The organism is Clostridioides sp. ES-W-0018-02, assembly GCF_020658175.1.
GTDB lineage: Bacteria > Bacillota > Clostridia > Peptostreptococcales > Peptostreptococcaceae > Clostridioides.
Genome location: NZ_JACVVY010000002.1, coordinates 214,123 through 239,574, shown reverse-complemented (window position 1 = coordinate 239,574; position 25,452 = coordinate 214,123). Strand labels below are relative to the sequence as shown.

22 protein-coding genes and 2 other annotated features are annotated in these 25,452 nt (G+C 29.3%); of the genes, 7 read left to right on the top strand and 15 right to left on the bottom strand.

Annotation, left to right across the window (positions count from 1 at the left end; translation table 11 throughout):
- Window positions 1-3: 3 nt before the first annotated feature.
- From pheS to IC219_RS07510, 4 genes are all read right to left on the bottom strand, one after another.
- Window positions 4-1,023, bottom strand: coding sequence for a phenylalanine--tRNA ligase subunit alpha (gene pheS / locus IC219_RS07525; RefSeq protein WP_227433471.1), 1,020 nt, complete (start codon window positions 1,021-1,023; stop codon window positions 4-6).
- Between the two features lie 49 nt (window positions 1,024-1,072).
- Window positions 1,073-1,307 (bottom strand) — a binding site (T-box leader).
- Window positions 1,308-1,505: 198 nt separating this feature from the next.
- Entirely contained in the window at window positions 1,506-2,303 is a 798-nt protein-coding gene (locus IC219_RS07520; RefSeq protein ID WP_227433472.1) for a TrmH family RNA methyltransferase, read from the bottom strand.
- A gap of 181 nt (window positions 2,304-2,484) precedes the next feature.
- A complete protein-coding gene (locus IC219_RS07515; protein ID WP_227433473.1) occupies window positions 2,485-3,156 on the bottom strand; it encodes a potassium channel family protein in 672 nt (223 codons plus the stop codon).
- A 216-nt stretch (window positions 3,157-3,372) separates the two neighbouring features.
- Window positions 3,373-4,749: a TrkH family potassium uptake protein gene (locus IC219_RS07510; RefSeq protein WP_227824716.1), complete on the bottom strand. Its 1,377-nt coding sequence runs from the start codon at window positions 4,747-4,749 to the stop codon at window positions 3,373-3,375.
- Window positions 4,750-5,176: 427 nt separating this feature from the next.
- Between IC219_RS07510 and IC219_RS07505 the strand changes: the two genes are divergently transcribed.
- Window positions 5,177-6,919, top strand: a complete 1,743-nt coding sequence (locus tag IC219_RS07505) for a peptidase M3 (RefSeq protein WP_227831290.1) — start codon at window positions 5,177-5,179, stop codon at window positions 6,917-6,919.
- A gap of 261 nt (window positions 6,920-7,180) precedes the next feature.
- Here the strand turns inward: IC219_RS07505 and IC219_RS07500 are convergent, their stop codons facing one another.
- Window positions 7,181-7,489 carry a hypothetical protein gene (locus IC219_RS07500; protein WP_227831291.1) on the bottom strand — a complete coding sequence of 103 codons (309 nt, stop codon included), beginning with the start codon at window positions 7,487-7,489 and terminating at the stop codon, window positions 7,181-7,183.
- Window positions 7,490-7,610: 121 nt separating this feature from the next.
- On the opposite strand from IC219_RS07500, the gene IC219_RS07495 reads away from it, so the two are divergent.
- The gene (locus IC219_RS07495) at window positions 7,611-8,429 is read left to right on the top strand and encodes a MerR family transcriptional regulator (RefSeq protein WP_227831292.1); all 819 of its coding nucleotides are present in this window, start codon (window positions 7,611-7,613) and stop codon (window positions 8,427-8,429) included.
- Between the two features lie 376 nt (window positions 8,430-8,805).
- Here IC219_RS07495 and IC219_RS07490 read toward each other — a convergent pair whose 3' ends face one another.
- Both IC219_RS07490 and IC219_RS07485 read right to left on the bottom strand, forming a co-directional pair.
- Entirely contained in the window at window positions 8,806-9,369 is a 564-nt protein-coding gene (locus IC219_RS07490) for a GNAT family N-acetyltransferase (protein ID WP_227831293.1), read from the bottom strand.
- A 51-nt stretch (window positions 9,370-9,420) separates the two neighbouring features.
- Complete coding sequence (locus IC219_RS07485) at window positions 9,421-10,314, bottom strand: LysR family transcriptional regulator (protein ID WP_227433479.1); 894 nt, start codon at window positions 10,312-10,314, stop codon at window positions 9,421-9,423.
- A gap of 168 nt (window positions 10,315-10,482) precedes the next feature.
- Between IC219_RS07485 and IC219_RS07480 the strand changes: the two genes are divergently transcribed.
- From IC219_RS07480 to IC219_RS07465, 4 genes are read left to right on the top strand one after another with little or no spacing between them, the layout of a single operon-like run.
- Window positions 10,483-11,655 (top strand): iron-containing alcohol dehydrogenase, encoded by a 1,173-nt coding sequence (locus tag IC219_RS07480; RefSeq protein WP_227853320.1) that lies wholly within the window; start codon window positions 10,483-10,485, stop codon window positions 11,653-11,655.
- Between the two features lie 24 nt (window positions 11,656-11,679).
- On the top strand, window positions 11,680-12,252 hold the full coding sequence (locus IC219_RS07475) for a DapH/DapD/GlmU-related protein (RefSeq protein WP_227831381.1): 573 nt from the start codon (window positions 11,680-11,682) through the stop codon (window positions 12,250-12,252).
- A 4-nt stretch (window positions 12,253-12,256) separates the two neighbouring features.
- Window positions 12,257-12,805 carry a flavodoxin family protein gene (locus IC219_RS07470; RefSeq protein ID WP_227831295.1) on the top strand — a complete coding sequence of 183 codons (549 nt, stop codon included), beginning with the start codon at window positions 12,257-12,259 and terminating at the stop codon, window positions 12,803-12,805.
- Between the two features lie 4 nt (window positions 12,806-12,809).
- Window positions 12,810-13,370 (top strand): cyclophilin-like fold protein, encoded by a 561-nt coding sequence (locus IC219_RS07465; RefSeq protein ID WP_227831296.1) that lies wholly within the window; start codon window positions 12,810-12,812, stop codon window positions 13,368-13,370.
- A gap of 61 nt (window positions 13,371-13,431) precedes the next feature.
- Here IC219_RS07465 and IC219_RS07460 read toward each other — a convergent pair whose 3' ends face one another.
- The 8 genes from IC219_RS07460 to infC all read right to left on the bottom strand — a co-directional run bounded on the left by IC219_RS07460 (window position 13,432) and on the right by infC (window position 23,082).
- The gene (locus IC219_RS07460; RefSeq protein WP_227831297.1) at window positions 13,432-14,517 is read right to left on the bottom strand and encodes a GGDEF domain-containing protein; all 1,086 of its coding nucleotides are present in this window, start codon (window positions 14,515-14,517) and stop codon (window positions 13,432-13,434) included.
- A gap of 656 nt (window positions 14,518-15,173) precedes the next feature.
- Complete coding sequence (locus IC219_RS07455) at window positions 15,174-17,063, bottom strand: metallophosphoesterase (RefSeq protein WP_227831298.1); 1,890 nt, start codon at window positions 17,061-17,063, stop codon at window positions 15,174-15,176.
- A gap of 184 nt (window positions 17,064-17,247) precedes the next feature.
- Entirely contained in the window at window positions 17,248-19,194 is a 1,947-nt protein-coding gene (locus tag IC219_RS07450; RefSeq protein WP_227831299.1) for a metallophosphoesterase, read from the bottom strand.
- Between the two features lie 576 nt (window positions 19,195-19,770).
- The gene (locus IC219_RS07445) at window positions 19,771-20,688 is read right to left on the bottom strand and encodes an exopolyphosphatase (protein ID WP_227483022.1); all 918 of its coding nucleotides are present in this window, start codon (window positions 20,686-20,688) and stop codon (window positions 19,771-19,773) included.
- A 545-nt stretch (window positions 20,689-21,233) separates the two neighbouring features.
- Window positions 21,234-21,770 (bottom strand): helix-turn-helix domain-containing protein, encoded by a 537-nt coding sequence (locus IC219_RS07440; protein ID WP_227824702.1) that lies wholly within the window; start codon window positions 21,768-21,770, stop codon window positions 21,234-21,236.
- A gap of 163 nt (window positions 21,771-21,933) precedes the next feature.
- Entirely contained in the window at window positions 21,934-22,290 is a 357-nt protein-coding gene (gene rplT, locus IC219_RS07435) for a 50S ribosomal protein L20 (RefSeq protein ID WP_227433488.1), read from the bottom strand.
- A 60-nt stretch (window positions 22,291-22,350) separates the two neighbouring features.
- Entirely contained in the window at window positions 22,351-22,545 is a 195-nt protein-coding gene (rpmI, locus tag IC219_RS07430) for a 50S ribosomal protein L35 (protein WP_003418222.1), read from the bottom strand.
- A 27-nt stretch (window positions 22,546-22,572) separates the two neighbouring features.
- Window positions 22,573-23,082, bottom strand: coding sequence for a translation initiation factor IF-3 (infC, locus tag IC219_RS07425; RefSeq protein WP_227433661.1), 510 nt, complete (start codon window positions 23,080-23,082; stop codon window positions 22,573-22,575).
- Window positions 23,083-23,110: 28 nt separating this feature from the next.
- Window positions 23,111-23,253 (bottom strand) — a sequence feature (ribosomal protein L20 leader region).
- 558 nt (window positions 23,254-23,811) lie between these two features.
- Between infC and IC219_RS07420 the strand changes: the two genes are divergently transcribed.
- Entirely contained in the window at window positions 23,812-25,215 is a 1,404-nt protein-coding gene (locus tag IC219_RS07420) for an ATP-dependent metallopeptidase FtsH/Yme1/Tma family protein (protein WP_227433489.1), read from the top strand.
- The last annotated feature ends 237 nt before the right edge of the window (window positions 25,216-25,452 follow it).

The window sequence follows — 25,452 nt, the reverse complement described above, 5'->3', positions numbered from 1 at the left end:
TAATTAAAATTGATTTAAGAATCTCATATCATTTTCGAATAATAATCTAATATCATCTATTTCATATTTAAGCATTGCAAGTCTTTCAACCCCAACTCCAAATGCAAATCCACTGTAAACTTCTGGGTCTATTCCACAATTTCTAAGTACATTTGGATGAACCATACCTGAACCTAATATTTCTATCCAACCTTCATACTTACACATTGGACAACCTTTACCACCACATTTGAAACAAGTAACATCAACCTCTGCACTTGGTTCTGTAAATGGGAAGTTATGAGGTCTAAACTTAGTTTTGATATCAGAACCAAACAATTTTTCAACGAAGATATCCATAGTTCCTTTAAATTCTGCCATAGTAACATCTTTTCCAACAACAAGTCCTTCTATTTGATGGAACATTGGTGAATGTGTCGCATCTGGTGAATCAAATCTAAAGCATCTACCTGGTGCTATTACTTTAATTGGTAACTCTTGGCTTCTCATAGATCTTACTTGAACTGGAGACGTTTGAGTTCTAAGTAATACACCATCATTGATATAGAATGTATCACTCATATCTCTTGATGGATGGTCTTTAGGAGCATTTAATGCATCAAAGTTATTTTCAACTGTTTCAACTTCTGGACCTTCTGCTATAGAGAATCCCATTCCGATAAATATATCTGTTACTTCATCTATAATTTGAGTTATTGGATGTTTCTTTCCAACTTTCAATACTTTTCCAGGTTGAGTAACATCTATTACTTCTTCTCTTAACTTTCTTTCTTTTTCAATAGCATTTATTTCTTCTTTTTTGGAATTTATGCTAAGTTCAATATTCTCTCTTACATCATTGGCAACTTTTCCAACTACTGGTCTTTCTTCAGCAGATAATTTACCCATCTCTTTAAGTATGGCAGTTATCTCACCTTTTTTTCCTAAATACTTAACTCTTAAACTTTCTACATTTTCTATGCTTTGTGCCTCTTTTATTTCAGCTAAAGCTGCTTCACGTAAAGCAAGTAATTTTTCTTGCACACATATCACCCTTTCGTTTTTTTGTATAAAAAAAGCCCCTCAATCCCTGTCTAGGGACGAAAGGCTATAGTTTCGCGGTACCACCCTAGTAGTTTAACAATCTAAAAATCATCAAACCACCTCTAACAAACTTAACGCGTTTTTCACGTCAAAGCCTACTATCAAATTTCAGCTTTGTTACTCTAGAGGGAACTTCTCCTGACCTCTTAGAAAACACTCCCAGCCTAGGTGTTTATCTCTTTACTAAGTTTAATCAAAATACTTTCCTCTTTCATTGCATTTACAATATTATATTGTTTATTTTAGTATTATATCATTTATATCTATATTTTGTGATTATCTATATGATTATTTTATTGTGACTATTTTAAAGTACAATCATATAATATTTTTATCAATCATATTTAAAATATATTGACTATTTTTGATACTCTACTATTTAATTCAAGATTATAACACGACATTATATTTATTACAATACATTAAATTAAGTATTTTTTTATTTCATACATCAATATAGCAGAACTTATTGCTGCATTTAACGACTCAGCTTTGCCATATATAGGTATTTTAACCAAAATATCAGATTTTGATACAAGCTCTTCATTTATCCCATTTGCTTCGTTTCCTATCACCAAAGCTACTTTTGAGCCGTAGTCTATTTTGTCATAAAAATTATCTGTATTTAAATAACTTGAAACTATATTAAATCCTTGTGATTTAAGTATATCCACAGTTTCATCTTGTATGGCATTGATTATATTCATATCAAAAATAGAGCCCATAGTTGACCTAATTACTTTTGGATTGTATATATCGACGCATCCCTTTAGTGCTATTATTGCATCTACTCCAGCAGAGTCAGCAGTCCTTATTATTGTTCCCATATTTCCTGGGTCTTGTATTCTGTCTAAAATTAATACAAACTTATCTTTTTCATTTATACTTTCTTTTAAATTTTTTTCCTTAAATGAAACTACACCTATTATACCTTGAGTATTTTCTGTGTCTACAAGTTCCTTAAAGTTTTTATTAGTAGTCTTATATATATTTGTGTTTTTTTTATCTAAGTTTTCTAATAATTCCATGTGTTCCTTTTTATTTTCAAAATCCTCATTGATAAATACATAATCAAGATTTGCATTACATTCAAGTGCAAGCACTACTATTCTGTACCCTTCTATTATGAACTTTGATTCTTTTGTTCTATTTTTTGACTTTAATAATGCTTTAGTATATTTTAATCTTTCATTATCCTTACTGCTTATAGTTGTAATCATTTTATATAAATGCTAACTTGATATTAGCACAACCTCCTTATCATTCTTTATCCTACTTCTAAAATCTTTATTTCTATTAAAATTCTATTCTCGATTAAAATAAAAATAGTATCATATAACTATTCATAATTATATGATACTATCTACTTTCATTGCAATCAAATATATCTTAAATAATAAACTATCTTCTTCTAATTATACCCTTATTTCCAGATGTAATAGCTGTTATACTAGTGTTTTGACCAATTATAACCAATATACTTCCAGCTGTAAGTTCCTCATCAGGAGAAGGTGTCACATTTATATTTTTACCAGTCTTGATGGCAAGCACAGTTATCTCATATCTAGCTCTAAGCTCAAGTTCTACAAGTGTTTTACCAACCCAACCATTTGGAGTTACGATTTCAACAATTGAATATTCTGGGTCAAGTTCAATATGGTCTAATATATTGTCAGAAACTAAATTATGTGCAACTCTTACTCCCATATCTCTTTCTGGAAATACAACTCTATCTGCACCAATCTTATAAAGAACTTTGGCTTGCAATTCATCTTTTGCCTTACATATTATTAACTCTACACCCATTTCTTTGGCTATAAGAGTCGCCATTATAGATGCTCTTATATCAGAACCGATTGCAACTACTGCTACATCAAAGTTACCTAAACCCAATGATCTTAATGCTTGTTCCTCAGTAACATCCACTATAAGTGAATGAGTTACTTTATCAGATATACTTTGAACTGAATCTTCATTTTTGTCTATTGCCATTACTTGATGTCCTAAAAGATGCATAGTAGATGCAACTGAACTTCCGAATCTCCCACATCCAATGACTATATATTGCTTCATCTCGAAACTTCCTCCCTAATACACAATTTGTATAATATCTATTAAATTAACTTTTATATAGGTAAATTAATTTTAATATTTTTATTTTATTAATCATAGCTAAATTTATTTGCTAGATTATTTCTATCATTAATTGATTTATTTAATTGATTATATCTAAGTTCATTTTCCTAGATTATATATCATTATTAATAGATTTATCTAATAAATGGTACTCTAACCAACCATAATCTTGCCTTCTGCGTATCTAACTGGCTGACTCTTTCTTCTACCTCCAGAAAGTATAGCCATAAATAAAGTAAGAGAACCAACTCTCCCCATAAACATAAAGATTATTATTATAACCTTACCTAAAGCATTTAGATTTGCACTTCCAGCTAAACTTGAACCAACTGTAGCTAGTGCTGATGTAACCTCAAATGCTGATTGAACTAGTGTAAACTTAGGTTGAGTTATTGAAATAATCAAAGTTCCAAAAATAACTGCGGATATACTAATTACAAATATCCCTAGAGATTTTTTTATAGTTGTTGGAGCCAGTCTTCTCTCAAAAGTTTCTATATCAGATTTTCCTGATAAAAAACTTCTAACTGTAATTATTAAAACTGCTAATGTTGTTGTTTTGATACCTCCACCAGTAGATGCAGGTGATGCTCCAATAAACATCAAAATTATCATTATAAATATACTACTTTCTTGTAAAGTAGCTAAATCAAGTGTATTAAAACCAGCAGTTCTTGCTGTTACTGATTGAAATATAGCTGATAATATTTTCCCTTTTACAGGTAAATCTGCCATAGTGGCCTTTTGGTTAAACTCTATAAGAAAAATAAATATTGCACCTACTAAAATAAGTATTGCAGTTGAAAATAAAACAACTTTAGAATGCACATTTAATTTTGAAAATCTTCTTTTTCTTACAATATCAAGAACAACTGGAAATCCTAATCCACCTAACACTATAAGTGCACAAATAGTCATTGATACTATAAAATTGTTTACATAAGAATTTAGCGATGTAAATGGCCCACTTACACTACCCATTAAGTCAAATCCGGCATTACAAAACCCTGATATTGCGTGAAATACGCTATACCATATCCCTCTAGATAAACCAAATTGTGGAATAAAGACAGTTGATAAGACTAGTGCTCCTATTCCCTCTATGGTTATAGTTATTATTAATACAAACCTTGTAAGTTTTACTAGCCCTGATAAGTCTGCTTGGTTTAATGATTCTTGTATCAATAATCTTTCTCTTAGTTGTATTTTTTTTCGTGCCATAAGTGAAAACATTGTAGCTACGGTCATAAATCCAAGACCACCAATTTGTATCAATGTTATTATTACTATCTGTCCAAATAAACTCCAATAAGTTGCTGTATCTACCATAACTAGACCAGTAACACAAACCGCTGAAGTAGCTGTAAATAGAGCATTTAATAAACCTATACTCTCTCTACTCTGTGACGATATCGGGAGTGTTAACAATATTGCTCCAATTAAAATAGTTGCTGCAAACCCAGATACTATTATTTGAGTAGGTCGCATTCCATCTGCGTAGAGAATAAGTCTTCTAACTATTGTTTTCAACTTTCTTTATACCTCCTTAACATAAAATCATTACTGTTAAGACCTTTAATTTGTTTATTTTTAGAGTTTTCCTCTAAATTATTACTCTATTATAGTATAAATATTGTATAAAGACAATGATATGAATTTTTATAAATTTTGTTTAGAATATTGCAAATTTTTATATATGTCTTTTAATTTCAATTACATCAAAAATTTCTATATTTTTTGCATATAATAAATCTAATAGTAGAATAGTTTTTCGTATTTTATACTTAAAATTTATTTATCATTTTACCAATACAATTTTCATATATTTTCTTGAAGTTAAATTTTTATATTATCTATAATCTTGTCCATATTTTTATATTAAATTTTCTTAATATGCATTTTTTATATTTAATATAGTAAAATAACTAATAACTATATCCATGATTGGAGGATTTCTATGATTAAATCCAAGAAAAGATTATTTATTTCTCTAATTTTAATTGTAATTTTTATTATATTTGCATTATACATAAAAAATTATACTAATGATTCAAAAAAAGATTCAGTTAGAGGAACTATTCCTTTTGAAAAAATGGAATATAAGCGTCCTGACATAAAGTCAGTATGCGAAAATATTAACACATATAACGATAAACTTTTAACATGTAAAAATGCCAAAGAGCAATTGAACGTATTTAGTAATGTCGATAAGATTTACCAAGACTTTTATAGTACACTTACTATAGCAAAACTTAGAAATAATATTGATTCATCAGATGAATTTTACTCTAAAGAATACAAATACCTTATGAGTAAATCTGTGGATGTCGATATGGCATACAAAGATTTTCAGGATACATTTGTAAATTCTAAGTTTTCTAAAGAACTAAAAAAAGAAATTGGAAAAGATGGATTTAATTATTTAAAAAACATTGGAAAGCTTAATTCAGAAGAAGTAGAAAACCTACTTAAAAAAGAGCAAGACTTAGTTGTTAAATATGAAGACTTATTATCTAAGTCTACTGTATCAGTAGATGGAATGGAAATAGACTTTGAAGAAGCTATGTCAAAACCCAATCTCACTTATGAAGAATATGTAAAAATCTATTCAGATTACTTAAAAAAATACAACCCTATATTTGGTAATATTTTTTTAGAACTTGTACAGAAGAGAACTGAAATAGCAACTAAGCTAGGCTTTAAGAATTATACAGATTATGCTTATTTAAATTTAAATAAAGATTACTCCCAAGAGGATGCAAGAAAATTTAGAAGTGAGGTAAAAGAGTACATAGTTCCATTATATAGGAAAGTTACATCACAACCTTCTGACTCTTCTATTTATATTAAGGCATATAAGAATCGTTCATTTAGAAAATTTGATAAAGTACTTGAAGATATATCTCCAAAATTAAAAGAGTGTTTTAACTATATGAAAAAGTATGACTTATACGATTATTCCTCTGGGAAAAACAAATCACCTGGAGGTTATACTACTTATATAACCAAGTACAAAGCACCCTTTTTATTTAATACATGGGACAATTCTTTTTTAGGTGTTACTAGCTTTGCTCATGAGTTTGGTCATTTTTTTAATTACTACAACAGTATTAACTCAAATAATACAATACAGCCAAGTATTGATATATGCGAAGTTCATTCAACATCTTTAGAAATTTTATTTTACAAGTATTTTGATGAATTCTTTGGAAAACAATCTGAAGCAATAAAAAAAGAACACTTATCGATTGTTTTAAACACAATTATTGATGCTTGTCTTTACGATGAGTTTCAAGAAATTATATATAAAAACCCATATATGAGCTTAAATGATATAAATAAACTATTTTTTGATTTAGAAGAAGAATATGGAGTATCTAATAAGATACTTAAAGATAAAAATGCTCCATTTTGGATACTTGTATCTCATAATTTCCAAGTTCCTTTTTACTATTTAAGTTATGGTCTTGCATCTGATGTATCTCTTCAAATATGGGAGTTATCACAAGGTGACTATAGAAAAGCTGTTGATGTATATATGGATTTTTTAAATCAAAATACAGATGCAGGATTTAAAGATGTAGTAGAAAAAGTTAATCTACAATCTCCTTTTGAAAGCGGAAACTTGAAGGAAATAAGCTCAGCTTTATACGATTATTTTGGTATAGAGAACCCTCTTGAATTAGAAAATGCTTCTTAGTATTTAATAACTTATGATATATCTAATAAATATTTATTAATACTTATTAACTCATGTTATGTCTAGTACGTACTTATTAATACTTATTAACTTATGTTATATCTAGTAAATATTTTCCATACTTAGTAACATATAATAAAACCGTCAGAAATTTTATAAACCTTTACCTTTATTACTTCTGGCGGTTTCATATGTTTGACTGATTAGATTAATATTTAATAACACTTGCACCAATAGTTATAAGTTTCATTTCACATCATCTCATTTGATAATATTATCTATTAAAATATCAATAAATTTATCTCTCTGATGTTTAACTTTTATATTTGTACCACTATATAATTGAAATGAGTCTGGTGATAAAGCCTCCATTTGTATAGGTAAAATAATTTGTAAGGCAATAGTTCTTAAACTCATTTCGTCTTTTTCGTCCCCAAATATATTACGAAGCATAGAAATGATAGCAAGTTGTGCCTGCATATTTCCATTGATTATACATTGATTCAATATAAAAGATAGTACCTTATCATAACCTACCTTCAAAACATTTACATTTTTCGTTCTAAACATGTTCAGTATAATATTTTTTTATTATTTGTCAATATATAATTTTTAGTTGACTCTACCACTATGATATGGTTTATATTGATATTGAGCTCAAAAATAACACCTTTATAAAGGAGATGTAAATATGTTTAAGATAGGTGATTTTTCAAAACTTAGTAAAATTAGTATTCGCATGCTACGTCACTATGATGAAATTGGACTTTTAACACCAACTCATATAAATAAAGTTAATGGTTATAGATACTATAGTGCAAATCAACTTTCCACTACAAATAGAATCCATGCCTTAAAAGATATGGGGTTCAGCTTATCTTCTATCAAAGAAATTTTGACGGAATACAATGATAGAGAAAGCTTGATAAGGTATTTAAATATTCACTATTCTCAAGTAAGAGAACATCTAGAAGACACGCAAAAAAAACTATTAAAAATAGAAACTACTATGGAGAGAATTGGAAGGACTGATATTATGAAAAATTATGATGTAACTATAAAAGACTTTGCTCCAAAATATATGATGACTTTAAGAAAAACTATACCTACTTATCAAGATGAAGGAATGCTATGGCATCAATTATTCTCAGAAACAAAAGGGCATAATGTACAAGTTGATGTTCCTAACTATTCTAAAGCAGTCTTTTATGATGTTGGGTATAAAGAAAATTATGTTGATGTTGAAATACAACTTGCTGTATCTGGAAATTATAAAGATACTGAAAATGTTAAGTTTAGAACTGTTCCAAGTGTAACTGCTGCAACTGCTATTGTAAAAGGAAACTTCAATCAACTTACAGATGCTTGTGAAGCTATTGGTAATTGGATATCTGACAATAACTATGATGTAGACGGCCCTATGTTTAATATTTATCATATAGGACCTGGTCAAGACAGTAATTCTGATAATTGGGTAACAGAAGTATGCTTTCCAGTTAGAAAAAAATAAGTTTCAATGATGTTTTATTTATATAATATTTGTATTCTAGCTCTTGTTGTACTTTTTTATAAGTCTTTTAAACATAGATTCATACTTTAAGTACTACTTTTGAATAAACATCCCAATTAATGACTAAGAAATTGCTATAACCATAAATTACAATCGGCTTTAGATTCTTTAGGTTTTTCAAACTTTGCTAGAATGTCTGACAAGCTTCCTAACTAATAGGAACTTGTTGGACCTCACATTTTATTTCTTTACTGAGTATAAATATCCTTTGCTAAACTTACAACCTAGGGAATAATATTTATTTTTATTCTAATCTCTTATTTTCCAGACATCGAACTACTAATAGCAAAAGTATATTTTTTCATAGCATTGTTAACTACTCTATTGAAAGTATCATATTCACATTCTCACCTTCTGGATAATCACCTTGACCCCATTTATCGAAGTATTTCCCATAATACTCTTTAGGATTAAAACAATCACTTACCACAAAACCACATTTTTCATAGGCCTTTATAGCACGAGAATTTTTAATCCATGGTCGAATAATAAATGTGCCTACCTCATAGTCTCTAGTCAAGCTGTCAATTAACAACTTCATAGCTTTTGAACCAATCCCCTTCCCAGTATATTTCATTGAACGCAACCACATATCTAGCTCCATATTAGGTATCTTACCATCATTGTATGCATGAGAAATGGTACCCACAATTTGATTATCATATTCTATAAGCAAGTATTTATTAAGACCAGGAGTACTACTAAAAAAGTAAGATTCTTCATCATGAATGTCAGACCAGTCAAAATCCTCTTTATTGTCAAACATTGACTTCCATATCTCATCTTCCTCAAATGCCATATCATATATTAGTTTTCTATCATAATCTTCAGCATAAAAAAGTTTTATTTTATCTCTCATTACATATAAATCTCGCTTCATAAAAATCACTACCTTCATATAAACAATATTATAAATTAAATAGCTGTCTCTCTATTCTGATACAAAATTATTAATTTCGCTTTGCAATTTACTTAAGAACATTTTAGTTGCCTTAGAAAAAACCTGATACTTTTTCCATACAATATTTAAGTGTGCTTCTAATCTCGGTTCTAAAGGTCTAAAACAAAGATTGCTATTACCTGTTGTATTGATTAGCTTATCCAAGCAAAGAGCATACCCAACCCCTTCATCTACCATAAGAGAAGCGTTGTAGACAAGATTATAAGTTGCCACTATATTAAATGCTTGAAAATCTTGCCCAGACCAACCAGAAATTACATTTTGAACCAATGTTTGACGTGAAGTTAAGATAGGAATTTCCTTCAAATCATCTGGACATACCGTTTTCTTTTGAGCAAGCTCACAATCTTTTTTCATAAGCAATCCCCATACATCATTAACAGGAAGTTTGATATAATCATACTTTTCCATGTTGGCAGGTTCGATTAAAATTCCAAAATCTAAAAGCCCTTTATCTAGTCTTTCCGTTACATCATCAGCATTTCCACTAAATAGATGATAACGGATATGAGGGTATTCTTTCTTCAATTCTTTCGCAGTTTTGGCAATAAAACGCATAGCATCTGTTTCTCCCCCACCAATATAAACATTTCCTCGTATATCATCACAATCATTGTTAAAATCTGAAGTAGTTTTATCTGTTAAGTCAATTATTTCCTGTGCACGTTTACGTAAAAATAAGCCATCCTCTGTAAGTGTGATTTTTCTGTTACCACGCAAAAACAACTTTTTCCCAAGTTCATCTTCAAGTTCCATAAGTTGTTTTGAAAGCGTAGGTTGTGTCACATTAAGTGATTGAGCTGCACTTGTAATACTTTCCTCTTTTGCAACTGCCAAGAAATATCTCAATACTCTAAGTTCCATTATCTATACCTCCTATTTATAGTGTACTTTTCCCTACTATGCCTGTCAACTATGGGAAGGCATTCTTTATAAGTATTTGCTATTATATTGTTTCGTTAATATAATAAACGTATAGAAACTATGATATAAATTTTAATAAAAACAATAACATAAAAAGGAGAAAAAAATATGAATTTTAATATGTATATACCAACTCGTTTTATCTTTGGAAATGGACGCTTAGATGAATTACATCAACAAAAACTACCTGGAAAGAAAGCCTTGCTTGTTATTTCAAGTGGAAAATCAACTAAAGAAAATGGTGCACTTGCCCGAACAGAAAAACAGTTAAAAATGGCAGGAGTAGAATTTGTGTTATTCAATGAAATAGACGCAAATCCTAATAAAAATTCTATCATGAACGGAGCTTTCTGTGCTCGTAAAACAGAATGCGATTTTATCATTGCCTTAGGTGGTGGAAGTGTCATGGACGCTTCAAAGGCAATTGCAATGATGGTGACAAATGATGGTGACTTATGGGATTATGTAAATGGAGGTACTGGAAAGGCTCAACCATTACAAAGTGAACCACTACCAGTTGTTTGTATTACAACCACTGCTGGAACAGGTAGTGAAGCTGACCAATGGGGAGTTGTTACAAATGAAGAAACCCATGAGAAAATTGGTGTTGGTGGTTATGACTCTTTATTCCCTGTTTTGTCCATAATTGACCCAGAATTGATGAAATCTGTACCACCTGAACTTACTGCTTATCAAGGATTTGATACTTTATTCCATGCCGTGGAAAGCTATATATCTTCTTTTTCCAGTGTTATGAGCGATATGTATGCTTTAACTGCTATCGAAAATGTAGGCAACTATCTTGCACATGCAGTAAAAAATGGTAATGATATGAAAGCAAGAGAACACATGGCTTTTGCAAATACAATTGCAGGAATTGTCATGACAATCAGTGTCACTACAGCACAGCATTCTTTAGAACAAGCTATGTCTGGTTATTACCCAAGACTTCCTCATGGTGCAGGTTTGATTATGATTTCTAAAGCTTTCTTTGGATTTTTTATAGAAAAACATGCTTGTGATGAACGCTTTGTACGCATGGCACAGGCATTGGGAATGAAAGATGCTAACAAAGCAGAAGATTTTATTACGGCTCTTAGCAAATTACAAGAAGCTTGTGGGGTTGCAGATTTAAAAATGTCCGATTATGGAATTACACCAGGAGATTTTAATCTAATAGCAAAAAGTGCACGAGAAACAATGGGAGGTTTATTTGCAGCAAATCCTTGTGAAATGACACATGAGGATTGTGTAGAAGTATTGAAAAAATCTTACAGTTAATCAGAAAGGATGTGCAAAATGAACTTGAACTTAAATACATTTTTAGAACACCTTAATCAAGGACTTATTGTTGTTGGAGGTTCAAAGTTACATCAGTTTATGAGTGAACTTAGCAATGAAGCCATGAAAATTACATCTAAATTAAACAATCATTATCATGAGCCGGAAGAAATTAGAACATTATTTTCAGAGTTAATTGGAAAACAGGTAGATGAAACATTTAACATGTTCCCTCCATTTTATACTGACTGTGGAAAAAATATAACAATAGGTAGAAATGTTTTTATAAATTCAGGATGTCGATTTCAAGACCAAGGTGGTATTACTATAGGAGACAATTCGTTAATTGGTCATAATGTAGTATTGGCAACTTTGAATCATGATTTTGCTCCAAGCAAACGAAGCACTATGCACCCAAAACCTATTAAAATAGGGAAAAGTGTCTGGGTTGGTGCTAATGTCACAATAACTCCTGGTGTAATAGTAGGAGATGGGGCAATTATAGCAGCTGGAGCTGTTGTAACAAAAGATGTGACACCTAATACATTGGTGGGAGGTGTACCAGCAAAGTTTATAAAAAAAATTGAGGAGGAATAAATAAATGAACAAAAAAGTCTTAATTATATCTACAAGCTTTCGCAAAGACGGAAATTCTGAAATGTTAGCAGATATGTTTTTAAAAGGAGCAAAAGAATCAGGAAATATTGTTGAAAAAATCTGTTTGTATGATAAAACTATTCACTTTTGTAAAGGATGTCTTGCTTGTCAGAATACAAAAACAGGGCATTGTATAATGCAAGATGATGCCGATATGATTGTACAAAAGATGATGACTGCTGATGTAATTGTTTTTTCAACTCCAATCTATTTTTATGAAATGAGTGGACAGATGAAAACATTACTTGACCGTTCTAATCCACTATTTCCCTTAGAGTATTCTTTTAGAGATATTTATCTTCTAACAACTGCTGCTGATAAAGAGGAACATGCAATGGATGGTGCAGTGAAAGGATTGCAGGGCTGGATTGATTGTTTTGAAAATGCAACACTTAAAGATGTTTTGCGCGGTACAGGTGCAGATGAATATGGTTCTATCTCTGCTTTACCTAATCTATTAAGTAAAGCATATCAAATGGGAAAGGTAGTATAATCATATGAAGCAATGTAATCATATAAAAAAGATTATAACCCTCATGTTAACTGCACTCTGTAGCTTTGCACTATTAGGTTGTACAAGTATTCCAGCCTCAAAACAAACAGTAAAACAAGAATCTAAAAATAATACTTTGACTGCAACTCCTATTTCTTATAAAGAAAAAGAAGTAATAACACCAACTGAAAATAAACCAATTAAAAATAACATTATAACTGCCAATCTTAAAATTGGAGATAAAGACTTTGTATTGAAACTTTATAATAATTCCTCTGTACAGGCATTAATAAAAAAAATGCCACTTACAATAGATATGAAAGATTTAAATAAAAACGAAAAATACAATTACTTTATAAAAGATTTGCCATCAAATGCAGAATCCGTAAAAAATATTAAAACTGGTGATTTTATGCTCTACGGCTCTGATTGTTTGGTTCTATTTTATAAAGATTTTCAAACCTCATATAACTACACTAAACTGGGGTATATTGAAGATACCAGTAAGCTTGCTGAAATATTAGGAAGTGGAAACATACAAATAGTACTTAGTATTATTGATTAAAATAATAGTGTCATCATGGCAAATGCATCTACTATGATGACACTATTAAACCAAACGTTCTCTAACTTACAATTCTATTTTTCCCATTATTTTTAGCTATGTAAAGTTTTGTATCAGCTCCTTTTACTATCTTCTCCATAGTCATATTTTCAACATACTCCTCTACACCACCGCTGACTGTAATTTTGTCCACTAAATCAAATAATTTTTTGTCACTAGAAACATGTATGCGAATACGCTCTGCTACCTCAACCGCTTTAGATTTAGTAAAGCTAGGCATTACCACTATAAACTCTTCTCCTCCATATCTTGAAACAATTCCATCATTTCCAACCTCTTCAATTAAAATCTCACTAAATCGAATTAATACATTATTTCCACATAGATGACCATATTTATCATTTATTTTTTTAAAATCATCTATATCAAATAACACAATGGACATAATTCTTTCTTCCAATGGTTTTTTTAATATATCGGACATATATTGTATTAAATATCTTCTATTATATAACTTTGTCAAATCATCTATAATTGCCTGCTTTTCAAGTCTTTGGTTCAATTTATATACTTTATCACGCTCATGAGAATACTCTTGTAAAACCACAATCATTACTATACATAAAAACAATGAAACTATAATAAAATTACTTATCGTATCTGATGCACGAGATTCACCTATAGACACAATTAAGTTTGGGTAATTAAATGCCAAAAATATACATATACTATACACAAGTGTAGATACAAATATTATAACTATTCTCTTAAGACCATTAAGAGTCAATGATATAACACATATTCCCAACAAGAAATAAAACATCATACCACTATCCACTCCACCACTTATAAAAAAGAGTACTGGAAATAAGAATATATTAAGTCCTATATTAATTACTAGGCACCCTCTATCAATATCTTGTGTTTTAAGAGAATAGATTGCCAATATTGACATGATACAAAAACAAGAAAAACTCCCCCATACAGATATACTAGGAAGATTACTAAAAAGAGCTGCAACAAAGGCTAAAAAGGAACAAACAACTCCAGCAAAACAAAAAAGATAAAAAAGTCTTTCTTGTAAGTTTAATTTTTTATTGAAATACTTCTCCATATAATCTTTAATAGACTGTTGTATAGATGCCAAATATTTAATCTCCTCCTTTATTAAGATATTTTAATTTAATTATACTTATAATATTATATCATATAATAAGTATGTTTAAATAATAGCTTGTATATCCAATATATGGAATTAAATTTATCTAATAAGTATATATAATAATAAAAGTATGTAGAAAAATATTAAAAGTAAAACTTATAAAAAATAACAGACAATTACATGTATAAAATAACAAAGCAAAGCACTCATATTATATTAAAGTGTCTTGCTTTGTTTATATATTCTATAAAAATTTATAACCTATAATTTTTATTCCAACTCAAATGCCTCTGTATAAAGACTATAATAAACAAAAAATGTAAAGGAAAAATATATTCGATTCTTTATAGATAAATTTACTGGTTTGTAAATAGAAAAAAGGGGTTTAAATAGAAAAAAAGAAGAACATCAAATATAAAGGTTCTTCTCTTTCATCTTAGTATACTATTTTTTAGTGTTTTAACTATATTCAAATATATTTTTTATATAAATATATTCTTACTAATAAATCTAATATTACATTGTACCTAATTGTATAATTATGGTATAAATTTGCTTTGTTTTTATTGATTTACTGCTTTATCAATTTACTTATTTATTGTATTAATTCATCTTTATTGTCTCACTTAATATTTATTGTTCTACTTCATTTTTATCGCCTTACTATATTTATTGATAATATTCCATGTCCCATTTTCTTTTCTTAATTCAAGACTTATTTTTGAATAATACTCTCCATCTTCACTAGATTGTGTCACTATAACTTTATTTCCAGACTTATTCTTATAGGTACGTTCTTTTATCTTATTTTTGGTATGCCCAACTACAATAGCATCTATTCCATCTACTGTAGTAGCAAGTTTTTTTATCTCGCTACTTGGATTTTTTAAATTTATATTATCACTATCTGAATGTACAACTGTGACAATTGCATCTGGATTTTCTTTTTGCATAACCTTTACCCACTCATTTGCATCCTTCACTAAGTCATTAGTATATAATCTATTTGTTTTTTTAGAATTTTTTTCTGAACTCGAATCATTGGTATTTTTTTCATCTTTATCTATAGTAAGCCCCAATATTCCAACCTTTATATCACCTTCCTTAGTCTCAACTTTATGCATTATATAAGGTTTTACATAATTTTCTCCAGACTCATCATATATATTAGCTGATAAAACAGGAATTTTCATTTCCTCAAAGTTTTCTATAATAGAATCCAATGTAGACTTTTTTTCTTCAAAATCATTTTTTTCAGATAGAAGTTCATGACTACCAAGTACTACAGCATCATAGCCGAGATAAACAATAGGCCATTCGTTTATTCTTTTATGAATACCTTTTTTTGTATTATACTGCCATTCTTTAGACCATCTAGTCATTTCTTTTGTATTAGCATCAAAAAAGTCTCCAGTATCAATAAAGATTGGCTGTACAGCTCTATATCTTTCATTAAATAAACTAACTGCCATTTCATCTGAAAAATTTGAATGTAAACCAGATGTCGTAATTATATTTACTTCTTTTCCAAATACCTTTAATTCACTATGCTTATCTTTTATAAACCACTTATCATTCTTCTTATCCAACTTAAAATTAATCTTTGATACACTATCACCATGAGCTCCAGGCTGTGTCACTATCACTTCTTCACCAGATTTATTTTTAAATGTATGTTGCTCTATCTTTTCATGCGTATGACCAGCTACAATAGCATCTATTCCTTCTACTGTTGTTGCCAGCTCCTTTATTCTATTTCCTGGGTTTTTAGGATTTTTAGGCTCTTCACCTGAATGTACAATGGCAACGATTATATCTGGACTTTCTTTTTTCATGATTTTTACCCATTTTTGGGCATCTTCCACCAAATCATTTGCATATAATTTACCTTTATATTGTGCTTGTTCTTCAAGTGCTCTAGCTTTTTTATCTTGCTCAAAGCTTTTAAATCTTGAACGTTCTCCTACTTCTTTTATAGTAAGCCCTAGTATTCCTACCTTTACATTCCCTTTTTCTGTTTTGACATCTTTCATTATGTACGGTTTTACATAGTTTTTTCCAGATTGTTCATATATATTTGCAGACACTAATGGTATGTTGTTATTTTTAAAATCAGAAACTAACCTATCAAGACCTTGCTTATCATTAGAAACGAACTCATGATTTCCAAATGTAACTGCATCATATTTTAATTTTGCCATTTCTTTAGCTATAGGAACTTCTCCTTCACGTGGCTCAGCTATTTTTTTAAATTCCGGCATCCCATCATTAAATCGTACTAGTTTTTGACCAGTAAACCATCCATTCATATCAATACTTTGTATGTCAAAAAAATCGCCTGCATCAACCATTAGCAAGTTTTCATCGTATTTTCTCTCTTCTTGCACATAAGAAACTAGGTTTTCTGGGACTATTGAGTGTAAGTCGCTTGTACCAAGTACATTGATTTCTATATCTTTAGTACTTTCACAGCCCACTAATAATATTATTAGAAATATTATTGATGTAACTATAATAAATTTTATTTTCATAAAAGCCTCCCCCTTAATTTTTTTGATGATAATAAAATTTACTCTTATACCTTATCTTTACTATATAAGTTTGTACTGTTTATTATACTAAAAAAACTATATGTAAATTCCTTTTTAAATAAATCTACATATAGTTCTTGATATTTTTCAGTTACAAAACAAGGCTTACTCTAGTATGCTAAAATTATTCAACCTCAATTGTTTTACTAGATTTATCATTAATAACCCATGAACCCTTTTCTTTTTTCACTTTAAAAGTAATTTTAGAATAATATTTACCATGTTCACCTGGTTGTGTCACTATAACTTTACCTCCAGACTTATTCTTATAGTCATGTTCATCTATCTTTTCATGAGTATGACTAGCAACAATAGCATCAATCCCATCTACTGTAGTTGCTAGTTCTTTTACTCTATTTCCTGGATGCTTGGGATTTTTAGGCTCTTCTCCTGAATGTACAACTGCAACTATTATATCTGGATTTTCTTCTTTCATCACTTTTACCCACTTCTTTGCATCTTCTACTAAATCATTTGCATATAATTTACCTTTATATTGAAATTGCTCTTGTAAATTTACATTTTTAAGACCTTTACCTACCTCTTTTATCGTAAGACCCAATATTCCTACTTTTACATTTCCTTCATTTGTCTCCACATCTTGTATGACATATGGTTTAACATAGTTTTGTCCAGATTGTTTATATATGTTTGCTGATAATACAGAAATTGTTGTCTGTTCAAAATCCTCTACAACGGCATCTAAAAGACGCTCATCTGCCCAAAATTCATCTTTCTCGGATACAAACTCATGATTGCCAAGTACTACTGCATCATACATGCCCTGATTCATAGCTATTGCCATTGGGCATCTACTAATCACTGTATCAGTATTATTATCCCTTATAGCCTTCCACTCTTTATACCATTCAATCATTTCATCTGTTTGAGGGTCTAAAAAGTCTCCTGCATCTACTACAACAGGTTCAATTGGCTTACTTCGTTCATTAACAAGGCTTACTAATAATTTGTCAGAAAAATGTGAATGTAAATCTGCAGTAGCAACTATATTTATTTCTTTATCAACTATTTTTAATTTGCTAGTTTTTTCCTTTATACCCCATTTACCATTCTTCTTATCTAATTTAAAGCTAATCTCTGACACACTACCTGCATGCGAACCTGGTTGTGTAACAATTACTTCTTTCCCAGATTTATTTTTATATGTATGTTGCTTTATTTTCTTATGAGTATGACCTGCTACTATTGCATCTATTCCATCTACTGTAGTTGCTAGTTCCTTTATTCTATTTCCTGTATTATCAGAACTCTTAGATTCTTCCCCAGAATGTACAACTGCAACTACTATATCTGGATTTTCTTTCTTCATCACTTTTATCCATTTCTTTGCATCTTCTACTAAATCATTTGCATATAATTTACCTTTATACTCAGCTTGCTCTCCAAGTTCTCTTGATTTAGTTTCTTTTTCAATATCTTCAAATCCTGAACTTTTCCCCACTTCTTTTATAGTAAGACCTAGTATTCCTACTTTTACATCACCTTTATCTGTCTTAACATTTTTCATCACATATGGTTGTATGTAGTTTTTTCCAGATTGTTCATATATATTTGCTGATACTACTGGTATATTATTATTTTTAAAATCAGAAACTAATTTATCAAGACCTTGCTTATCATTTGAAATAAATTCATTATCGCCAAGTACTACAGCATCATATCTCAATGGTATCATGTCTTTAACTATAGGTACTTCATCTTGACTATTCTTAACTATGTCTTCATATTCTGCTGTACCACTCTCTCTAATATTAACTAGTTTTTTGCCAGAGGTCCATTCCCACATTTCTTTACTCTGTTCACCAAAAAAATCTCCTGCATCTACCATAAGTATATTTTCATTCTTTGCTCTTTCTTCATTTACATATGAAACTAGAGAATCTGTCACAACTGAATGCAAATCACCTGTTCCTAATATTTTTACTTCTGTATCTGATACATTAACTTTTGTATCTTCTATTTTAGTTTCTTTATTTTTAGTACTTTGACATGCCACAAGCAATCCCACTAAAAACACTATCAATACCATTATAATAAATTTTATTTTCATAAAAGCCCCCCTCATAAATTTTTAGATTATAATAAAATTTAATATCATGCTTTATTTTAAACTATAGCAGGTTATAGGATTATGAGCAACATTCATTGGACTAGTAGATTATTACCTGTAAATATATCTATAATTTAAAGATATACATTTCATTTCTTATGTCATGGTATTTAAACATACTTAATAATATATTTAAATATACTATTAGAAAACTTTAAATAGATACTTCAAATAACAAACTTTTATTTAACACAGATAGCTATGATGAGATTGTAGCGATATTAAAATATATGGAGAAAATCGAGTATAAAATATTATTTGAACAGTTAAGTAACCAGAATGGTTGTAAAATTGATAAAGGGACTTGTGTATTTTTGACTGTATTACGTATATTTTATCTGATATTCAAAATATAGAAATACAAAGTAATTTTATATCCTCAGATATGATTGTTGCATATGTAAGCATCCTCAATATGCATGCTTATAGGAACTTCATTGTACCACTTCACTTTCTTATGTTAAAAGGTACAATGAAATTCTATTTTATTTATACTATCCTTTATAAATTAGAGCATTACTTCTTAGGATTTATAAGTTCATCAAGCAACATTGGAAGTAACTCGTCTATTTGTTCATCATTAAATTGGCAAGTCCCAACAGCTTTGTGACCTCCACCGCCATACTTAAGCATTAGACTACCAACATCAACATTTGAAGTTCTATTTAAAATACTATATCCTACAGCTACAGAACACCCTTTCCCACCCTTTCCATTTACAATCCAAGCAGAAATATTTTGTTCTGGATACATACTGTAAATCATGAAACGATTACCTGTATAAATTGGCTCTACTCCACGTAAATCAGAAATAATAACATCTCCTTCTGTACGTGTGTATTTAGCAACCATTTCTTTAAATTTATCTGTTTGCTCAAAATAAACTTCTATGCGTTCCTTTACATCTGACAGATTTAAAATTTCTTCTGTATCTAAAGTTCTACATGCATCAATTAACTTTTCCATCAATTGATAGTTAGATATAGTAAAGTTTCTCCAACGCCCCAACCCTGTTCTTGGGTCCATAAGATAACCAATTAAAATCCATCCAGTTGGATTTTGTACCTCTTCTATAGTAAGATTTCCAGAATCAACTTTGTCTACTGCTTCTAACATTTCATTAAAATGAGAAAATTTTTCATTTCCACCATAATACTCATAAATAATTCTTGCACAAGAAGGAGCAATACGACTTTCGCCTTTATACCTTCCTTTAAGCTCATTTCTCTCAAATTCACTAGAATGATGGTCAAACCAAAGACCACACCCTTCTACAAATGGTACATTGGCAAGACAATCATTTTCTGTCACCTCAACCAACCCATCTTGTAAATCCTTAGGATGAGCAAATTTCCAATCATCAATAATACCTGCTTCTTTTAATAATGCACCACAAACTAATCCATCAAAATCAGAACGTGTAATCAATCTCATATGTTTCAACCCCTTTGCTTTAAATATATGCCTATAGATATTGTAATTTTTTCCTTAAATATATAATATCACTTTACATGTCAGCTTGATATACATTTCAATATATACTAACAAAACTTATTTTTGGGACTATAAATAGCTTTATTTATTATCTAAAGTACAACGTTGTCTTTTACTAAGAATATAGTTATAACTTGCCTAACAGCCAAAATTAAATCAAAATAAAATACTTATATTACTATGAATATACTTATATTTTGTTGTAGTCTTAAATATAACCTATATCACGTTATATCAATTCATCATATAAATTTTATAAATTAACATAAAAATATCACTTATCACTTATCACTTATCACTTATCACTTATCACTTATCACTTATCACTTATCACTTATCACTTATGTAAAGTTTAACATGCTAAAATAAAGATAGCAATTTGATATAGAAATCAAACTGCTATCTTTATTTTAAAACTACCCTCAATATTTTATTTAATCATACTAGCTTATATATTGTTTACACTGCACTTCAACAATTTTACTTTATTCTTCTTTAGGAGGTGCAATTATTAATCCTATAGAGTGCATTTTGCGTCCTTCTCCTGATGAGTTATTTCTTAAAGGTTCTAGTATATCACCAATCTTTCTAGCTACTTCAGTTATTTCTTCTAGATTCGCATATATTGGACAGACAGAAAAAACAGAGCCATCTTTTAAAATATCTTTTTCTTCTCTTTTAGCATAATCATAAAACTCCTTCATAAATGCCATCATATATTGAGTAAACAGCTGTACATATGCTTCTGCTGAGTTTTCATTTATCATTTTTTTTGCATCATCATCAATATCTGACTTAACAGCATATACCTTTTCAACAGTTCCTCGTATTTTATTTTCTTCAACTACCTTTAGAATATTATCCTTTAACATTTTATCAAGATAACGATAAAGTGTAGCTTGTGATATATCCTTAAACTTCTCTGCTAATTGCTTTGCTGTAGTTTGCTTATTTGAATAAATCTCAAGTAACAACTTGCATTTAACTGGATTTATGAAGCAATCCATAAGTTTATCATTCATATTATACTACCTCCTCATTATTATTAATAAGATAATATTATTATATTGATAATATTTAATCAAGTTTATTAAAAATTTTATATAAACAAATAATATTCAAAAAATAAAAAAAGCCCTTGAATTATTTAAATAATTCAAGGACTTTTTTTATCATGATTTAATACTAAGCTAATTTTGCTTTAGCAACTTCTGCTAATTTAGCAAATCCATCTGGATCTTGTATAGCCATTTCAGATAACATTTTTCTGTTAACTTCAATACCAGATAATTTTAATCCATTCATTAATCTTGAATAAGATATTCCATTCATTCTAGCTGCTGCATTTATTCTTTGTATCCAAAGTTTTCTGAAGTCTCTTTTCTTTAACTTTCTTCCTATATAAGCATTTTTTAATGCCTTCATTACGAATGTATTTGCTGGTCTATATAATTTGCTTCTAGATCCTCTGAATCCTTTTGCAAGTTTTAATATTTTTTTATGCTTCTTACGAGCGTTCATAGCTTTTTTAACTCTTGCCATCGTTATGACCTCCTTTTATATCCCTCTTCTATAGTTATTGTTTATAATCCGTATCCTATCCTAGTATGGTAATAATTGTGCTATTCTCTTAGCATCTCCATCACTTACTAGAGTTGATTTTCTTAAGTTCATCTTAGTTTTTGCAGATTTTTTAGTTAATATATGTTTTTTATAAGCTTTAGCTCTCTTTAACTTTCCTGTTCCTGTTTTCTTTAATCTCTTTGCTGCACCTCTATGAGTTTTCATTTTAGGCATGACAAATTCCTCCTCTCAGTTAATCATCTATTTTTTTGGATCTATAATTACAACCATATTATTACCCTCAAATGCAGGGGCTTTTGTTGGTTCTCCAAACTCTTTTATTATCTCTAAAAACTTTAACATAACTTCTCTACCTATATCTTTATGTCCTAGTTCTCTACCTCTAAATCTAAGTTCAACTTTGACTTTATCCCCTTTTTTAAGGAATTTTATAGCATTATTAGCTTTCGTATTTAAATCATTTTGTTCAATACCTGGTCTAAGTCTTACTTCTTTTACAACTATAGTCTTTTGTTTTTTCTTAGCTTCTTTATCTTTTCTCGCTTGCTCATATCTAAACTTTCCATAATCCATTATCTTACACACTGGTGGATTTGCATTTGGCGAGATTTGAACTAAATCTAAGTTTTTACTAGTAGCCATTGCTTGAGCTTCTTTAGTAGGCATTACTCCAAGTTGTTCACCTGTAGGTGAAAGGACTCTTATTTCCTTGTCTTTTATTTGTTCATTGATTGCTAATTCTTTGCTAATTGTAGGACACCTCCAAAATTTTTATAAAATATAAAATAAAAAGCGGATGACATAATCATCCGCAATATAAGTTACCAAATTTAAACAAGCTTAAATTACTATTAAGCTTTAACTTATATTTACCTTACTAACCATCGGCGTAAGGTGAGAAGCGGACTTCTTCTTTGTTTTATTCTTACCCTATCTACTATATCATTTTATCAAATTTTTTGCAACTATTTTTTTAAGTTTAATAAATTTTTACTAAATTAACTGCTTTTTTATTTAAACCTACATATATTTATTATAAGGTACACAGTATTTGCATTTAATTATTTCTTCCTAATACTTATTATATGATTGTACTATTTATTTTGCTCTTATTTTTCAAAATTTAATTAAAAAAATTCAAACTTCAACTTTAAAATCTTTTATTATCCTACTACTCTATATAGTAAATACCTAAAAACACTTCTTTAGCCAATTTTATACTGAATACTTTACTTTACATCCTTTAATATCTATATTATGGTTTTTTCATCATTTCAATTTTATCTTGATTTGTCGTATTTTTTTAGTATATAAAGTTAATTTGCACATATTTATAAATGACTTTTTTCAGTTAAATTTATGAATTTATTTTTATTTAGATTGCATGTATATTTTTTCCATAAAAAATAAATAATAAAAAATAGTAAATATGGAAAATATAAAATTGATTAACAATAATTAATTACCTGAGGTGTGAATATGAAAATGCTAAACAACTTTTTTAAAAAAATTAACAATCCAGTTCCTGTCTTTGCACAGACAAAAATGGAAAGAGAAAATCAAACAGATGATTCACTTTCTACAAAACCAAAAACTACATTTAGAGATGTAGCTGGATTAGACGAAGTAAAAGAAGAACTATTTGAAATAGTTGATTTTATGAAGTCTCCACAAAAGTATCAAAAAATGGGTGCAAAAATACCTAAAGGGGTATTATTTTATGGTCCTCCAGGAACAGGAAAAACATTACTTGCATCTGCTGTAGCTGGTGAAACAAACTCATCATTTTTCAATGTTACAGGTTCTGAGTTCGTTGAAAAATATGTAGGTGTAGGAGCAAAAAGGGTAAGAACTCTATTTGAAAAAGCTAGAAAAGAAGCTCCAAGTATAATATTTATAGACGAAATAGATGCTGTAGGAGCAAAAAGACATCTTGAAAGTAACAATGAGAAAGACCAAACGTTAAACCAACTTTTAGTTGAAATGGATGGATTTAATAAAGACTCCAATGTATTAATAATAGGTGCTACCAATAGACTTGACTTATTAGATGAAGCTTTACTTAGACCAGGAAGATTTGACAGACACATTCATATAGGTGCACCAAATTATCACACTAGATTTGAAATTCTAAAGGTACATACAGATGACAAGCCTATAGACAAATCTGTAAATCTAGAACTTTTAGCTAAAAAAACTCACGGTTTCAACGGAGCCCATCTTTCAAATATAGCAAATGAAGCAGCTATATTTGCAGTTAGAGATGACAGTGAATATATTACAGCAGAACACTTCGACAAAGCACTTGAAAGAGTTATTGCAGGATTAGAATCTAAAAACTCTTCATTAGTTGAAAAAGAGAAAAAGATAGTAGCTTATCATGAGGCTGGACATGCTCTTGTAAGTGATATCGTTGGAATTTGTCCTATACAAAAAATATCTATAGTACCTAGAGGACAAGCATTAGGTTATGTTCTTCAATTACCTGATGAAGATAGATATATTTATACTAGAGATGAACTGATTGGAAAAATAAAAATATTACTTGCTGGAAAAGCATCAGAAGAATTAATATTTAATCATAAATCTACGGGAGCAAAGGATGACTTAAAGAAAGTTACTGAGATAGCTAACCAAATGGTTTGTGAGTATGGTATGAGTAACTTAGGATTTATGACTATTGATGGAAATGATAAGACTTTCTTATGTGATAAAATTCAAAAAGAAGCTAATCGTATAGTTGAAAGTTGTTATAAGGAAACTTTAGAGATGTTAAAGGATAATCTTGAAGATTTACATTCTGTTTCTAAATTCCTATTTGAAAAAGAAACTATGACTCATGAAGAATTAAAAGATTTAATAGGAAAAGAAGCTGTAAATTAATTTGATAGTATTTTAAATAATTCTTACATTAAAATTAATAATTAATCTTAAAAAGAATTTCAATATTTAAAATGTACCAAAATACTTTAAGATGATATGTCTTGAGGCTGTAGATAGATTTGTGTAAAAACAAATTTACCTACAGCCTCTTCATTAATTTTATAGCCTCTGACTACTCTATTCTTTCTTCAAAATCCTATATTTGTGATTTGTCTTTATCAGTTACATCTATAGCAA

What these genes read in the sequence shown, in the direction of transcription:
- IC219_RS07520 (WP_227433472.1), bottom strand. Translation starts at nt 2,303, where the DNA reads ATGATTACAACTATAAGCAGTAAGGATAATGAAAGATTAAAATATACT.
- IC219_RS07515 (WP_227433473.1), bottom strand. Translation starts at nt 3,156, where the DNA reads ATGAAGCAATATATAGTCATTGGATGTGGGAGATTCGGAAGTTCAGTT.
- IC219_RS07505 (WP_227831290.1), top strand. Translation starts at nt 5,177, where the DNA reads ATGATTAAATCCAAGAAAAGATTATTTATTTCTCTAATTTTAATTGTA.
- IC219_RS07500 (WP_227831291.1), bottom strand. Translation starts at nt 7,489, where the DNA reads ATGTTTAGAACGAAAAATGTAAATGTTTTGAAGGTAGGTTATGATAAG.
- IC219_RS07495 (WP_227831292.1), top strand. Translation starts at nt 7,611, where the DNA reads ATGTTTAAGATAGGTGATTTTTCAAAACTTAGTAAAATTAGTATTCGC.
- IC219_RS07490 (WP_227831293.1), bottom strand. Translation starts at nt 9,369, where the DNA reads ATGAAGCGAGATTTATATGTAATGAGAGATAAAATAAAACTTTTTTAT.
- IC219_RS07485 (WP_227433479.1), bottom strand. Translation starts at nt 10,314, where the DNA reads ATGGAACTTAGAGTATTGAGATATTTCTTGGCAGTTGCAAAAGAGGAA.
- IC219_RS07480 (WP_227853320.1), top strand. Translation starts at nt 10,483, where the DNA reads ATGAATTTTAATATGTATATACCAACTCGTTTTATCTTTGGAAATGGA.
- IC219_RS07470 (WP_227831295.1), top strand. Translation starts at nt 12,257, where the DNA reads ATGAACAAAAAAGTCTTAATTATATCTACAAGCTTTCGCAAAGACGGA.
- IC219_RS07465 (WP_227831296.1), top strand. Translation starts at nt 12,810, where the DNA reads ATGAAGCAATGTAATCATATAAAAAAGATTATAACCCTCATGTTAACT.
- IC219_RS07455 (WP_227831298.1), bottom strand. Translation starts at nt 17,063, where the DNA reads ATGAAAATAAAATTTATTATAGTTACATCAATAATATTTCTAATAATA.
- IC219_RS07450 (WP_227831299.1), bottom strand. Translation starts at nt 19,194, where the DNA reads ATGAAAATAAAATTTATTATAATGGTATTGATAGTGTTTTTAGTGGGA.
- IC219_RS07445 (WP_227483022.1), bottom strand. Translation starts at nt 20,688, where the DNA reads ATGAGATTGATTACACGTTCTGATTTTGATGGATTAGTTTGTGGTGCA.
- IC219_RS07440 (WP_227824702.1), bottom strand. Translation starts at nt 21,770, where the DNA reads ATGAATGATAAACTTATGGATTGCTTCATAAATCCAGTTAAATGCAAG.
- rplT (WP_227433488.1), bottom strand. Translation starts at nt 22,290, where the DNA reads ATGGCAAGAGTTAAAAAAGCTATGAACGCTCGTAAGAAGCATAAAAAA.
- rpmI (WP_003418222.1), bottom strand. Translation starts at nt 22,545, where the DNA reads ATGCCTAAAATGAAAACTCATAGAGGTGCAGCAAAGAGATTAAAGAAA.
- IC219_RS07420 (WP_227433489.1), top strand. Translation starts at nt 23,812, where the DNA reads ATGAAAATGCTAAACAACTTTTTTAAAAAAATTAACAATCCAGTTCCT.